The sequence below is a fragment of the Nocardia rhizosphaerae genome, assembly GCF_042650365.1.
Taxonomy (GTDB): domain Bacteria; phylum Actinomycetota; class Actinomycetes; order Mycobacteriales; family Mycobacteriaceae; genus Nocardia; species Nocardia rhizosphaerae.
The window spans coordinates 789,774-802,760 of the sequence record NZ_JBHSBA010000015.1 but is presented as its reverse complement, the minus strand read 5'-3'; the positions used below and the strand labels follow the sequence as shown (position 1 = coordinate 802,760).

Here is a 12,987-nt window from a genome sequence, read left to right as displayed (position 1 = left end):
GGCGAGGGCGCCGGCCGTCTCAGCGGTCGGGCAGTCGTGCGGTGGAGGTGGTGAGGAATTCGGTGACCGCGGTGGCTACGGCGGCGGGCTGGTCGAGCATCGACAGCACGTAGGCGTCGTCGATCTCGACCAGCCGCCCGCGCGGGATGAGGTCGGCGAGGCGGTGGCCGTGCGTGCGGGGCATCACCTTGCCTGCCGATGACCACAGGATCAGCGTGTCGCCGCGGAATCCGCGCAGCGCTTCGGTGTTCGCGATCAGCTCGGCGCGGTCGCGTGGGGCGCGGAAGTAGGCGAGCAGGTCCGTGCGCAGGGCCGGATCGCGCAAGCCGGGTTCGGTCCAGCCGTGAACGAGCTCGTCGGACAGTGGACGTTTGGCCATCCAGCCGAACATCAGCGGACTGCCGCGCAACCAGCGCACTCGCAGCTGCCGCAGCGCCAGCCCGATCCCGCCGGGCACGACGGAGGCGAGGATCGCGGTCTTGCCGGGCAGACCGGGCGGGAAGTTGTCGAACGCCTCGCACGGGAACACGATCAGGCGCCCGACCCGCTCGTCGAGGCCGTAAGCGGTGAGGAACAGCCCGCCACCCCAGTCGGAGTGCACGAGCGTCACCTCGCGCAGGTCGAGCTCGCTGAGGAAATCGGCGATGAGCTGGTTGAGCCCGCGCATGCTCAGATCGGTGCCCGGCCGCAGCGGTTCGGGGTGCGCGCCGAAGGGCAGATCGGGCGTGAGATACCGGAAACCGTCCGGCAGCAGGTCCAGCACCGTGTCCCACAGGGTGTGGTTCATCAGGGGGCCGTGCAGCAGCACGACCGGCGGGCCGTCGCCACGTTCCCGGTAGTGGACGCGGCCCGCGGGGAGTTCGACGGTCGGCATGAGATACCTCCACAGGAATAGAGCGTTCGCTCTAGCGCGTATGCTCTAGTCTGGAACGGTGAGCGAGAAGATGTCAACGGCCACCCGGGAACGCCTTGTCGTCGCGGTCGCCGAACTGATGCGCACGCACGGCTACAGCGCGATCACCGTCAAACAGATCACCGCGGCCGCGCAGGCCCCGATGGGATCGCTGTATCACCACTTCCCACACGGCAAGGTGCAGATCGCCGCCGAGGCCCTGCGCGACTCCGGTGCCGCCTACATCCAGCTGTTGCCGATGCTGATGGACCCGCACGAGGACCTGCGCGCCGCCATCCCGGCCGCCTTCACCGATGCCGCCCACACCATGGCCGAATCCGGCTGGATCAACATGTGCCCGGTAGGCACCGTCGCCGGCGAGATCGCCGACAGCGAACCGGAGTTGCGTGCGGTGGCGGCCGAGGTCGTCGCCGACTGGATCGACAAGGGCACCGGGTATTTCGTGGTACGAGGGCTGGCCGAGACGGTGGCACGCGACCTGATGCTGGCGCTGCTGTCGGCGCTCGAAGGTGCCTTCGTGCTCTCGCGCACCCTGCGCTCGGTGGAACCACTCGAGGCCGCGGGACGTGCGATGGCGGCCAGGATCGATGCGGTACTCACGGCGCGACAGCCCGCCGCGCCGGCCTGAGCCGTCGAAAGGCCCGGTGGTCAACGGCGGTGCAGCACCACCCTGGCCACGAGGGCCTTGTGGTCGGCGCCGGGCAGAGACACGGTCTCGACGGTCGTGGCGTGCGCGCCGGCGAACAGGATGTGGTCGATGCCGACCAGCGGCGGCAGACGCTTGTCGGTGGGGTAGGTGACCAGATGCCCGGCGCCGGCCTGGTCGGTGGCATCGGCGAAGCGTCCCGAAGCGATGGCCCGGAAGCGGATGTGATCGTGCGTGGCGTTGAAGTCGCCGCCGACGATCACCGGGCGGTCGGCGGGAGCGGCCCGCACGACGGAGCCGAGCCGGGACAGCTCGTCGGCCCATACCGCGATGCCGTACACCGGCGGGACCGGGTGCACCGAGTAGATCGAGACGGGACCGAGCTCGGGGACCGTAGCGGTGGCCGAGATCTGGTTGAGTACGTAACCGTCGTATTCGACCGTGTCCGACAACGGATATCGGCTCCAGATCCCGGTGCCGCTCGCCGTGCGGCCCGGCGCGAGATAGCGGTGCGGCAGCAGCGTGTCGAGCCCGGCCGCTCCCAGCTCGGTGACCGCGGTGCGGGTCAGCTCGTTGACGGTGAGAACGTCGACCGCCCCGGCGCGCACCGTCTCGACCACCGCTGCCGGGTCGGCACCGTCGAACAGCAGATTCGCCTGCATGACAGTGAGTTCCGGCCCGGCACCGGCACCGTCGGCCACATACAGCGGCGCCTGGGTGACCACCCCGGCCGCGACAACCCCCACTGCCACCGCCGTCGCGATCCACCGCCTGCACACCGCGAAGCCGAGCGCACCGGCCACCGCGCCGGTCATCAGATACGGCGCCACGGAGGCGGCGAGCACCACCGGCTCGAGTGCCGCGTCCGTGAAGTGCAGTGCCACGCCGAGCGCACCGGCCAGTGTGGCGGCCCCGGCCACCATGGTGATCCCGATCCGGGCGACCCGCATGCGCATCGCCTCACCCCGAACACGCGAAGCCGCCGGACGCGAACTCCCGCCGGACGGGGCCGACCCACCAGGGGACCGGGCGCCCGGCGGACCCGGGGTGGTAGGAAGGGGACGTGTCGGCATCTGGCGAGAGTACTGGTTCGAGCGGACGGTCCCGTGCGGTGGACGAGGTGGTGGAGCTGGTCAGCGCGCTGATCCGCTTCGATACCTCCAACACCGGGGAGCTGGCGACCACCAAGGGCGAGCAGGAATGCGCGCACTGGGTCGCCGCGCAGCTGCGAGAGGTCGGCTACGAGACCGAATACGTCGAATCGGGTGCTCCTGGACGCGGCAATGTGTTCGCCCGGCTCGAAGGCGCCGATCCGAGCCGCGGGGCACTGATGATCCACGGCCATCTCGACGTGGTGCCCGCCGAGGCCGCGGACTGGAGCGTGCACCCGTTCTCCGGCGCGGTCCGCGACGGCTATGTGTGGGGACGTGGCGCCGTGGACATGAAGGACATGGTCGGGATGACGCTGGCCCTGGCCCGCCAGTTCAAGGCCGAGGGCACCGTGCCGCCGCGTGATCTGGTGTTCGCCTTCCTCGCCGACGAGGAGAACGGCGGCCGGTGGGGATCGCAGTGGCTGGTCGAGCACCGGCCCGACCTGTTCGACGGCATCACCGAGGCGGTCGGCGAAGTCGGCGGATTCTCGCTCACCGTCCCGCGGCCCGATGGCACCGAACGCAGGCTCTACCTGGTGGAGACGGCCGAGAAGGGGCTGGGCTGGATGCGGTTGCGCGCCAAGGCCCGCGCCGGGCACGGCTCGTTCCTGCACGAGGACAACGCGGTGACCATCCTTGCCGAGGCCGTCGCGCGCCTCGGCAAGCACACCTTCCCGGTGGTGCTGTCGGATTCGGTCGCCGAGTTCCTGGCCGCCGTCAGCGAGGAAAGTGGCCTGCGGTTCGACCCGCACGGCCCCGACATCGAAGGCCAGCTCGCCAAGCTGGGCACCATCTCCCGCATCATCGGCGCCACCCTGCGCGACACCGCCAACCCGACGATGCTGCAAGCGGGCTACAAGGCCAACGTGATTCCGCAGACCGCCGAGGCGGTCGTGGACTGCCGGGTGGTGCCGGGCAGGCAGGCCGCGTTCGAACGCGAGGTCGACGAACTGATCGGCCCCGATGTCGAACGCGAATGGATCACCAAACTCGACTCCTACGAGACCACCTTCGACGGTCACCTCGTCGACGCGATGAACGCCGCGGTGCTGGCCAACGACGCCGACGGGCGCACCGTGCCGTACATGCTCTCCGGCGGTACCGACGCGAAAGCGTTCGCGCGCCTCGGCATTCGCTGCTTCGGGTTCGCCCCGCTGCAGCTGCCGCCCGAACTGGACTTCACCGCCCTGTTCCACGGGGTGGACGAGCGGGTGCCGGTGCGGTCACTGGAATTCGGCACCCGGGTACTGGAACACTTCCTCCTGCACAGCTGAGCCACGGAACGGAGAACCCATGAGCTACAACCCCTATGACGCCTTGCCGCAGGTCCCGTCGTTCACCCTCACCTCCGCCGACATCACCGACGGTCAGCCGCTGGGCAACGACCAGGTGTCCGGGGTGTTCGGGGCGGGCGGCAAAGATCTCTCACCGCAGCTGAGCTGGTCCGGTTTCCCGGAGGCCACGCAGAGCTTCGCGGTCACCGTCTACGATCCGGACGCCCCGACCGCGTCGGGCTTCTGGCACTGGGCCGTGGCCAACATCCCGGCCTCGATCACCTCGCTCGACACCGGCGCAGGCAGCGCGGGTGGCAGCCTGCCGATCGGCGCGGTGACGTTGCGCAACGACGGCGGTTTCCCCGGTTTCGTCGGCGCGGCCCCGCCCGCGGGCCACGGCCCGCACCGCTATTTCGTGGTCGTGCACGCGGTGGACGTGCCGGTGCTCGAGGTCGGGCCCGACGCCTCGCCCGCGTTCCTCGGGTTCAACCTGTTCTCGCACACGCTCGGCCGGGCCACCCTGGTCGGCACCTACGAGCAACGCTGATATCGAGGGCCCCTGGGAGATCTCCCAGGGGCCCTCGATATCACCGGACTACTTCACCTCGATCACGTGCTCGGGCGGGGTGGCGGCGTAGAGCGCTTCGATGTCGGAGGCGTACTTGGTGGCGATCGGGGTGCGCTTGAGCGACATCTTCGGGGTCAGCTCGTCACCACCGGGCTCCCACAGCGTCTCCACGATGCGGAACCGCTTGATCTGCTCCACCCGTGACAGTTTGCGGTTGCCCGCGGCGATGGCGGCGGTGACCTCTTCGACGATCTCGGGCCGTCGCGTCAGCTCCGCGTGAGTGGCCTCGGTGGCACCGAACTCCTTGGCGCGCAACGCGACCACATCCGGGTCGAGCATGATCAGCGCGGTGATGTAGGGGCGGGCGTCGCCGATCGCGACGGCCTGACCGATCATCGACGAGACCGCCTTGACGGAGTTCTCGATGTTGGACGGGGCGATGTTCTTGCCCGCCTCGCTGATGATGAGTTCTTTCTTGCGGTCGACGATGCGCAGGTAGCCGTCGGCGTCGAGGGTGCCGATGTCACCGGTGTGCAGCCAGCCCGCGTCGTCGATGGCCTCGGCGGTCTTGTCGGGCATGTTGCGGTAGCCGGGGGTGATGATCGGGCCGCGGATGAGGACCTCGCCGTCGGCGTCGAGGCGCAGCTCGACACCGTCCATGGCGCGGCCGACCGAACCGGGGCGTGGCTTGTCGATCTCGGTGAAGGTGCCGACGCCGGTGGTCTCCGACATACCCCACACCTCGCTCACCGCGAACCCGAGCCCGAGGAAGTACTCGAGGGTCTCCGCCGGGACCGGGGCGGCGCCGGACGCGGCGACCTTCAGCTCGGCGAAACCGAGCGCCTCGCGCAGTTTCGACAGCACCAGCGCGTCGGCGGCCCGGTGCTGGATGCCGAGCAGCAGCGAGGAACCGTCACCGGACAGTTTGGCCCTCGCCTGCGCGACACCGACACCGATCGCCCAGTTGGCCAGCGATTTCTTCACCGGGCTCGGCTCCACCGCGAGCTTGTTCTCGATGCCGGTCTTGATCTTCTGCCACACCCTCGGCACCCCGAAGAACACGGTGGGCTTGGCATCGGGCAGGGCGGCAGCGATCTCGCGCGGATCGGGGACGGTGGTGATCTGGATACCGGTGAGCAGGCTCATCGCATGCGCGGAGATCCGGTCGGCCACGTGCGCGGCGGGCAGATACGACACGGCGCGGTCGTCGAAGCCGACCGGCAGCGGCCCCGAGACCAGGCCGACGACCTGCGCGATTACATTGCTCTGGGTGAGTTCGACGCCCTTGGACGGGCCGGTGGTGCCGGAGGTGTAGATGAGGGTGGCCAGGTCGCCCGGCTGCACCGCCCGCCACGCGGCGTCGAAATCGAAGTCCGGCGCCGGATCCGATTCCAGCTGGGCCAGCCCGATGGTGCCCTCGGCGGTGCCGTCGACGAGCACGGTGTGCTCGACCTCGGCACCGGAGGACCGGATCAGGTCGAGGAAGGCCTGCTCGGTGATGACGACCTTGTTGCCCGCGTTGGCGAACACGTGCGCGATCTGCTCGGGGGAGCTGGTGTTGTATACCGAGAACGGGGTCGCGCCCAGGTGCAGGGCGGCGGTGTCGACGAGGTTGAACTCGGGCCGGTTGGTGAGCATGATGCCGACCGCGTCGCCGTGTCCGACACCGAGTTTCGCCAGGCCCGCCGCCAATGCCCGGACCCTGGTGGCGTATTCGGCCCAGGTGATCTCCTGGGTGCCGCCGACCGTGCGCAACGCGATCTGGTCGGGCCGCAACGCGGCGGTCTGCTGGAAAGCGGCGGGCACGGTGTGCACCGTGACGCCGGAAGCGTGCGCGAAACCGATCTCTGTCATATCCCTGTTCCCGTGAGGCAATTCCTGGACGCCGAGCCAATGAGGCAATTGCACTCGCATCATCTCGAGCGATGGGCGTCACAGTGGCGTGGCTCACTCATCGTAACCGGACATACGGGATTGTGGCGCGGGTTAGCGACGACGCCCGAACAGCCACCGCCTGCGGGTTCGTGGCCGATCCCGCTCGCCGACCTGCTCCGGCACCGTGTATTCCGGGGCCCACGGGCCGATCCCGCGGGGGATCATGTGCCCGCGATGACGAACTTTGGCGTCGAGATAGCGCTGCCCGCGCTCGGTGGTCAGCCGGATCGCGAGCGGCAGCACCTCCACCTCGATCCCCGCGTCGGCCAGCGCCCGCAGCTTGTCGGGATTGTTGGTGAGCAAACGCAACCGGTGCACGCCCAGATTCAGCAGCGCCTTGGCCACCGGCTCGTAGCGGCGCGCGTCGGGGTCCAGACCCAGCTTGGTGTAACTGTCGAAGGTGTCCAGACCGTAGCGCTCGCTGGTGCGGTAGCCGATCGCCTTCGCGAGCAAGCCCGCGCCACGGCCCTCCTGCTCGAGATAGGCCAGGATTCCGGCGCCTTCGGCCTGGATCATGTCCATCGACAGCGCCAGCTCGGGTCCGCAGTCGCAGTCGTCGGATCCGAGCGCGTCACCGTAGAGACAGCGCGAATGCACCCGCACCAGCGGCTGCGGGCTCGGGTCGCCGAACACCAGCAGATACCCGCCGTCGGTGGGATCGTCGATCTGATGCACCCGCACCCGCAGATGGGTGCCGCCGCGGCTGAACTGATGCTCCGGTCGTAGATCGTCCGAGCCGGGGCCGGGCGCCGGGACGGGCGGGACCGGGGCGGCGTCGATGATCGTCAAGCGCTCCTCCGAGACGGTGTCGGCATCGGGAAATCCGCTGCGTGGACGGGGTGGGGCAGGGGCAACGGCGCGACTCTACTCCGGCTGTGGGGCCGCGCACGTCAACCGGGGGTCACACCGGTGTTACGGCCCGCGCCGGGATAGAGCGACACGATCCGGTCGATCGCGGCCACATCGGGAAAACCGGCCGAGACCGCGCCGAGCTGCTGGGTCGGGAACATCGCGGCGGTAGCCCACCGGAAATCGGCGGCGGTGAGCGAATCCTCCGACCGGGCCACCCGCAACGCCAGCGCCGCGGCGAACGCGGCCGCCGCCCCGACCGCCGCCTTGAGCACCCGCGGATAGTGGTCGACGACGATGTCGTCGTGATCGGAGTACACCGTGCAGCCGAAACCGTCGACCGCGCACACCACCGACACGCCGAGACCACGCAACCTGCGGGCGGTGTCGGCCTGCGAGTCGGTCTCGACATCGGGCAGCAGGGCGTTCAACTCGGCCGAGCTGCCGACCAGGTAGTCCACCACGTCCAGGTACAGGTACAGCCGTTGCGGCACCGCGAGACTCGGGGCGGCGCAGACGATCACCTGGGGCCGCTCCGGCAGCTCACGCAGGAACGCGAGCACGGCCTCCAGAATCGGCGCGGGCTGTTCGAAAGTGAGGACGATGACCTCCGAATCCGCCAGTGCGGCACGGGTTTCAGGCCGGTCGAGATCCTCGTTGAGCAACCGTACCCGCGCGTCGCGGCAGCCGATGAGCCGCACCTCGCCGCTGTGGTTCATGATCACCGCGGTTACCAGCGTCGGCGCGGAAGGGACGACTTTGACCAAGTCGCGGCCGATGCCGAAGTGGTCGAGCCGGGCCAGGATCCGGGCGCCGTTCTCGTCGTCGCCGACGGCGGCGATCAGGTGGACGTCGAGCCCGAGCAGCGCGGCCGCGATCGCCCGGTTCAGGCCCTTGCCGCCGGGCTGGCCCGCGAAGGAGCCGTCGACGGGGGCGTTGCGGCCGGGGAAGGTGTCGACCCGGTACAGATGATCGATCACCGCGTCGCCGAGCACGGTCACCGAACGGCCCGTCCGCGGCGCGGGCCGGACCGGCGCCGCGGACGGGAGCGCGACGGTGACCGGGTCGGTGAGTGCGCCGGCCAGTGCGGTGAGCGCCGCCCGCTCGGCACTGGTGCGCAGACGCTTGACCGTGGGCGCCACCGGGATGTCCGTCGCGCCGATCGCGGCGTGCAATGCTGCCCAGTGCTCGGCCAGGTACTCGCGGCGCGCGCCCAGGTTCGCCGCGTACAGCCGATCCGGATCGATCTCGCCCGCGGACAGATCGCGCAGCATGCCCAGCGCGAGGGTGGCGTCGGCGATGAGCCGCTGCGTCGGGGGCAATTGCCCGGCGGTAGCGCGCAGCACCGGCAGCACTGCCTCCTCCGGCGAGATCCCGGCGCGCCGGGCATGGTCGGCGACCACGGGCAATTCCAGGACCGGGTCGGCACCGATCTCGGTGTGGCGCAGGCGTTCCGCACTGAGCCCGGAGAACTTGCCCAGCCGCGCGAGGATGCCTCGTACCACGTCGGTTCGTGCGTCCTGCGGGATCATCGGCCCTCCAGGGTCGGTGGGTTTAGGTTCGGGCGTGTCCGGCAATTACCAATCTACAACGGCAATTGACCATCACGAACGGCAAATGCCACACTGGAATTGGCGTAATCGCCCACCAGGAAGCCCGGAAGGCCTGGTGCAGACGTATTCCACTCCGACCGGTAGGGGACCGGACCCCGTCTGATTTCCGCGTGACGAGTTCACCGCGCACCCGGCGAACTCAGGTGCGACGGCGCCGCCGGCGCACTCGCCCGGCGACCACGCCTGCCGGGCGTCCCAGGAACCACGGAGCCGCGGGCTCCGCATCGTGGAATCGGAGTCTTTCGATGACCATCCACATCACACCGGACGACATGCGCAGCACACACAGCCCCGAATACGCCGAACGGATCGGCACCGACCCCGAAGTGTGGCGGTTGAGCTGGCTGCCCGAACGCAAGCTCAACCGGGACCAGGCCTATGCGGGAATGGAACTCGACGAGCTGATCAGCGACCTCACCACCGCACACGACCGGCTCACCCACGCCCAGATCAACGCGCTCGCCGACGCCGTCGGGATCGTCTGGGAGCAGGCCATCATCCGGCTCTACAAGCGGATGCTGGAACGCTTCGCGGGCGACGAGTCCGAGGAGGGCGCCCCACGCCCGCCGCTGACCGGCCCCCGCACCGTCACGCACCTGTTCGGCCACGGCGGTCCGCGCCGGGTCTACCTCGGATAGGGGCGAACTCCCTCGCCGGTCAGGCCGAGTGCGTGCGGTGCTCGGCGCCGACCGCCTCGGCCAGCGAACCGAAGCCCTCCGCGCGCAGCCGGGCCGCGATCCCGCGGTGAATGCGGGTGGTCCAGAACAGGCCACCGTAGATGAAACCGGTGTAGCCCTGCAGCAGGGTGGCCCCGGCGAGGATCCTGGCCCAGGCCTGCTCCGGGGTTTCGATCCCGCCCACCGAGATCAGCACCAGCTTGTCGCCGACGCGGGCATAGAGGCGGCGCAGCACCTCGAGCGAGCGCTCGGCCACCGGCGCGCCGGACAGCCCACCGGCGCCCATGGCCTCGACCTCGGCGGCCGGGGTGGCCAGGCCGTCGCGGCGGATGGTGGTGTTGGTCGCGACGATGCCGGCCAGCCCCAGCTCGACGGCCAGATCGGCGACGGCGTCGATGTCCTCGTCGGACAGGTCGGGGGCGATCTTCACCAGCACCGGCACCGTGACGCTGTCGAGCACGGCCTGCAGAATCGGGCGCAGCGACGCCACCGCCTGCAGGTCACGCAGGCCGGGCGTGTTGGGGGAGGACACGTTCACCACGACGAAGTCCGCGAGCGGGCCGAGCAGCCGGGCGCTGGTGGCGTAGTCGTCGGCGGCGTGCTCGGGCGCGGTGACCTTGGTCTTGCCGATATTCGCGCCGATCGGCACGTCCGGGTGAGCGCCGTGCAGGCGGGCGGCCGCCGCAGCGGAGCCATGATTGTTGAAACCCATCCGGTTGATCAGGCCGTGGTCGGCAGGCAGCCGGAACAGCCGCGGCGCCGGGTTGCCCGGCTGGGCGTGCGCGGTGACGGTGCCGATCTCGGCGAAACCGAATCCGAGCGACCCCCAGGTGTTCGCGCCGTCGGCGTTCTTGTCGAACCCGGCGGCAAGGCCGAGCGGAGCGGGGAACTCGACCCCGAAGGCGGTGGTGGCCAGGATCGGGTCGTCGACCACGGTCAACTTGCGGACCAGCCATCGCGTCGGCGGGAACCAGGAGGCGAACCGCAGGGCGCCGAAGACCAGGTGATGCACCCGCTCCGGCGGGAGCAGGAACATCAGGCGTAGTAGCAGGGCGTACATGGGTCGGTTCACACTCCGGGCTCGGGCACAGGCAGGACGGCACTCTTGCGGCGGCGCAACAACACCCGGCGGCTGCCGTCGGTGTAGGCGCGCACCCGCGACAATTCCCAGCCACCGAATTCGGCCTGGATGGCCAGCCGCATCGAGGCGGTGACCCGGGTGACCTCGGGTGGCAGCCGCAGCGGCACGTAGTCGTAGTCGTCGTTGCTGGTTTCCCAGCTCGCCGGTACCGCCATCAGAGCCCTCGCTTCCGCTCGTCCGCGCCGATCCGCTGCAGCCCCGCACCCGCGGCGGAGGCGACGAACAGATCGCCGGTGCGTTCGTCCACGGTCACGGCGTCGGGCTGGCGCACGGTGGGGAAGCGGCCGACTTCGACACCGATCCCGGTCGACAGGTCGTAGCCGACGACTTCGTTGCTCTCGGTGCAGGTCACCCACACGGTGTCCGACCGCGAGTCGTAGGCGAGCGCGTAAGGCGACGATGATACCGGGAAACGCTGTCGCAGGACGAGCGGACCGGCCGTGTACACCAGCAGTTCGTCGCCCGCGGTGTCGGTGACCAGGATCCGGCCCCTCGGGTCGGCGATGGCGTTGGTCGCGCCGTCACCGGCGCGCAGCATCAGCCCGAGCGCGTCCGCGCCGACGGTGACGACCGCGGTCTGCTTGCGGTCGAGCACGGTGACCTGATCGCCGGTGACGGCGAGTGCGTCGGCCGAGACCAGGCCGGTGACGGTGCGGACGACGCTGCCGTCGGCCCGCAGCTCCCGCACGGCGCCGTCGGCGGTACCGACCAGCAGGTTGCCGTCGGTGCGGAATTGCACCGTGCGCACCTCGCCCTCGACGGCCACCTCGGCGACCGTGCCCGCGGCCACGTCGACCCGCAGTACACGCTGCGGCGCGGCGACGAGCACTTCGCCCGGCGCGCCCTGCGCGAGCGCGGCGCCCGTCCCGGGCAACGACACGGTGCGCGTAGCGCCGGGGGTGGCGGGATCGACCAGGGTCAGGGTGGTACCCGCGGTGTCGAGCGCCGCGATCAGCCCCGACTCGCGTTCGGCGAGGAGCAGGCCGGTCGCCGGCAGCGCCACGACCTGACCGGCGGGCGTCGCGCTGCCTGCGGGGGAGACCGCGGCGGTGGCGGGCTCCCTGGTCGGGACGTCGGGGCCCGCCTCGTCACCGCAGCCGGTCAGCACCACCAGTGCCGCGACGCCGAACAGGGCTGAGGCGACCGAGCCGCGAGGGCGCATGCACCGAACTCCTAATCTCACGAGTGACCGCTGTCCACCATCTGACCACGATGACCGACCGGTAGCTTCGACCGGGTGGCGCGCGTCGGGTCTGTCGGTGACGCACGTTACTGTTGACGTGTCGGCAACTGATCGCCAGAACGGGGCAGGAGATCTCCACGATGACCGAGCGGACAGCAGCGGGATTCGGCATCGATGACCTCTCCGTCGGTCCCTTCGCCCACGGCTTCGGCACCACCGACGACGGCCGCGCCTTCTCCTTCCGCACCCATCGCGCCACCCTCACCCTGCACATCTACCGTGCCGATCTGGGCGAGGATGTGCCTGCCGCCGATGACGTGGTCGCGGTCGCGCAGGCCCAGGTCACCGATATCGACCTCGGGGACGAGCGCAGTGTCGCCGCGTTCGTCCGCGATCTGATTCCCGCCGCGGTCCCCGTCGCCGCGGTCGCACCGCGCGACGTCACCGGAGTGCGGACGATCTTGGGCCGGATCAGCGCGGTCATTGATGGTATGTAGATGGTGATGTCTTCCACAGTTTCCGGCAGGGCCGCCGCGGCCGCCCTCTGCCTCACGGCCGTATTCGCTGTCTCCGCGTGCGGGGGCGGCGCCGACGAGGCGTCGGTCGAGGCCGCGCGGTCCGCGGCCAACGCCTCCCTGTCGTCATCGATCGCGGCCTCGTCGAGCAAGGCGAACGTGCCGCTGCCGACGGCGGCCGAACTCGACGCGCAGATCAAACGCGCGCTCGATCCCGACCTGCCCGACGCCGAACGCACCGACCTGATCGAGGACGGTGAGGCGTTCAAGGACGCCATCCCCGACATGTATCAGGCGCTACGCGACAATCCGCACGCCGTCTACGGAGTGGTCGACCCGGTCTTCGACAACCGCGACGGCACCCTCACCGCCACCATGCGCCTGGACAAGGACGGCACGGGCACCAATGTGCGCACCACCATCGTGCACTTCGTGCTGATCGACGGGAAGTGGAAGATCTCGCGCACCGATCTGTGCGGCATCCTGCGCTCGGCCGACTATCGCACCGCCGCCTGCGGCTGA

General features: G+C 70.0%; 14 protein-coding genes. 6 read left to right on the top strand and 8 right to left on the bottom strand.

Annotation, left to right across the window (positions count from 1 at the left end):
* Positions 1 to 19 precede the first annotated feature (19 nt).
* Positions 20 to 874, bottom strand: coding sequence for an alpha/beta fold hydrolase (locus ACFOW8_RS25900; protein ID WP_378554115.1), 855 nt, complete (start codon positions 872 to 874; stop codon positions 20 to 22).
* A gap of 58 nt (positions 875 to 932) precedes the next feature.
* On the opposite strand from ACFOW8_RS25900, the gene ACFOW8_RS25895 reads away from it, so the two are divergent.
* Positions 933 to 1,541, top strand: coding sequence for a TetR/AcrR family transcriptional regulator (locus ACFOW8_RS25895; protein ID WP_378554114.1), 609 nt, complete (start codon positions 933 to 935; stop codon positions 1,539 to 1,541).
* A 20-nt stretch (positions 1,542 to 1,561) separates the two neighbouring features.
* Here the strand turns inward: ACFOW8_RS25895 and ACFOW8_RS25890 are convergent, their stop codons facing one another.
* A complete protein-coding gene (locus ACFOW8_RS25890) occupies positions 1,562 to 2,515 on the bottom strand; it encodes an endonuclease/exonuclease/phosphatase family protein (protein ID WP_378554113.1) in 954 nt (317 codons plus the stop codon).
* A 107-nt stretch (positions 2,516 to 2,622) separates the two neighbouring features.
* Between ACFOW8_RS25890 and ACFOW8_RS25885 the strand changes: the two genes are divergently transcribed.
* Positions 2,623 to 3,984, top strand: a complete 1,362-nt coding sequence (locus tag ACFOW8_RS25885) for a M20/M25/M40 family metallo-hydrolase (protein ID WP_378554112.1) — start codon at positions 2,623 to 2,625, stop codon at positions 3,982 to 3,984.
* Positions 3,985 to 4,003: 19 nt separating this feature from the next.
* On the top strand, positions 4,004 to 4,531 hold the full coding sequence (locus ACFOW8_RS25880) for a YbhB/YbcL family Raf kinase inhibitor-like protein (RefSeq protein WP_378554111.1): 528 nt from the start codon (positions 4,004 to 4,006) through the stop codon (positions 4,529 to 4,531).
* 48 nt (positions 4,532 to 4,579) lie between these two features.
* On the opposite strand, the gene ACFOW8_RS25875 is transcribed toward ACFOW8_RS25880, so the two are convergent.
* The 3 genes from ACFOW8_RS25875 to ACFOW8_RS25865 form a co-directional block, all read right to left on the bottom strand.
* Positions 4,580 to 6,406, bottom strand: coding sequence for an AMP-dependent synthetase/ligase (locus ACFOW8_RS25875; protein ID WP_378554110.1), 1,827 nt, complete (start codon positions 6,404 to 6,406; stop codon positions 4,580 to 4,582).
* Positions 6,407 to 6,538: 132 nt separating this feature from the next.
* Entirely contained in the window at positions 6,539 to 7,276 is a 738-nt protein-coding gene (locus ACFOW8_RS25870; RefSeq protein ID WP_378554109.1) for a GTP cyclohydrolase II, read from the bottom strand.
* A gap of 101 nt (positions 7,277 to 7,377) precedes the next feature.
* Entirely contained in the window at positions 7,378 to 8,868 is a 1,491-nt protein-coding gene (locus ACFOW8_RS25865) for a PfkB family carbohydrate kinase (protein WP_378554108.1), read from the bottom strand.
* Between the two features lie 326 nt (positions 8,869 to 9,194).
* Here ACFOW8_RS25865 and ACFOW8_RS25860 point away from each other — a divergent pair, with 326 nt between their 5' ends.
* Complete coding sequence (locus ACFOW8_RS25860; RefSeq protein WP_378554107.1) at positions 9,195 to 9,587, top strand: hypothetical protein; 393 nt, start codon at positions 9,195 to 9,197, stop codon at positions 9,585 to 9,587.
* Positions 9,588 to 9,606: 19 nt separating this feature from the next.
* Here the strand turns inward: ACFOW8_RS25860 and ACFOW8_RS25855 are convergent, their stop codons facing one another.
* From ACFOW8_RS25855 to ACFOW8_RS25845, 3 genes are read right to left on the bottom strand one after another with little or no spacing between them, the layout of a single operon-like run.
* Entirely contained in the window at positions 9,607 to 10,686 is a 1,080-nt protein-coding gene (locus ACFOW8_RS25855) for a quinone-dependent dihydroorotate dehydrogenase (RefSeq protein WP_378554676.1), read from the bottom strand.
* 8 nt (positions 10,687 to 10,694) lie between these two features.
* Positions 10,695 to 10,922 carry a DUF5703 family protein gene (locus tag ACFOW8_RS25850; RefSeq protein WP_378554106.1) on the bottom strand — a complete coding sequence of 76 codons (228 nt, stop codon included), beginning with the start codon at positions 10,920 to 10,922 and terminating at the stop codon, positions 10,695 to 10,697.
* On the bottom strand, positions 10,922 to 11,929 hold the full coding sequence (locus ACFOW8_RS25845) for a YncE family protein (RefSeq protein ID WP_378554105.1): 1,008 nt from the start codon (positions 11,927 to 11,929) through the stop codon (positions 10,922 to 10,924). Before ACFOW8_RS25845 ends, ACFOW8_RS25850 begins: the two co-directional genes overlap by 1 nt.
* Positions 11,930 to 12,090: 161 nt before the next feature.
* On the opposite strand from ACFOW8_RS25845, the gene ACFOW8_RS25840 reads away from it, so the two are divergent.
* Together ACFOW8_RS25840 and ACFOW8_RS25835 are read left to right on the top strand one after the other, a co-directional pair.
* A complete protein-coding gene (locus tag ACFOW8_RS25840; protein ID WP_378554104.1) occupies positions 12,091 to 12,447 on the top strand; it encodes a hypothetical protein in 357 nt (118 codons plus the stop codon).
* 6 nt (positions 12,448 to 12,453) lie between these two features.
* Complete coding sequence (locus ACFOW8_RS25835; RefSeq protein ID WP_378554103.1) at positions 12,454 to 12,987, top strand: hypothetical protein; 534 nt, start codon at positions 12,454 to 12,456, stop codon at positions 12,985 to 12,987.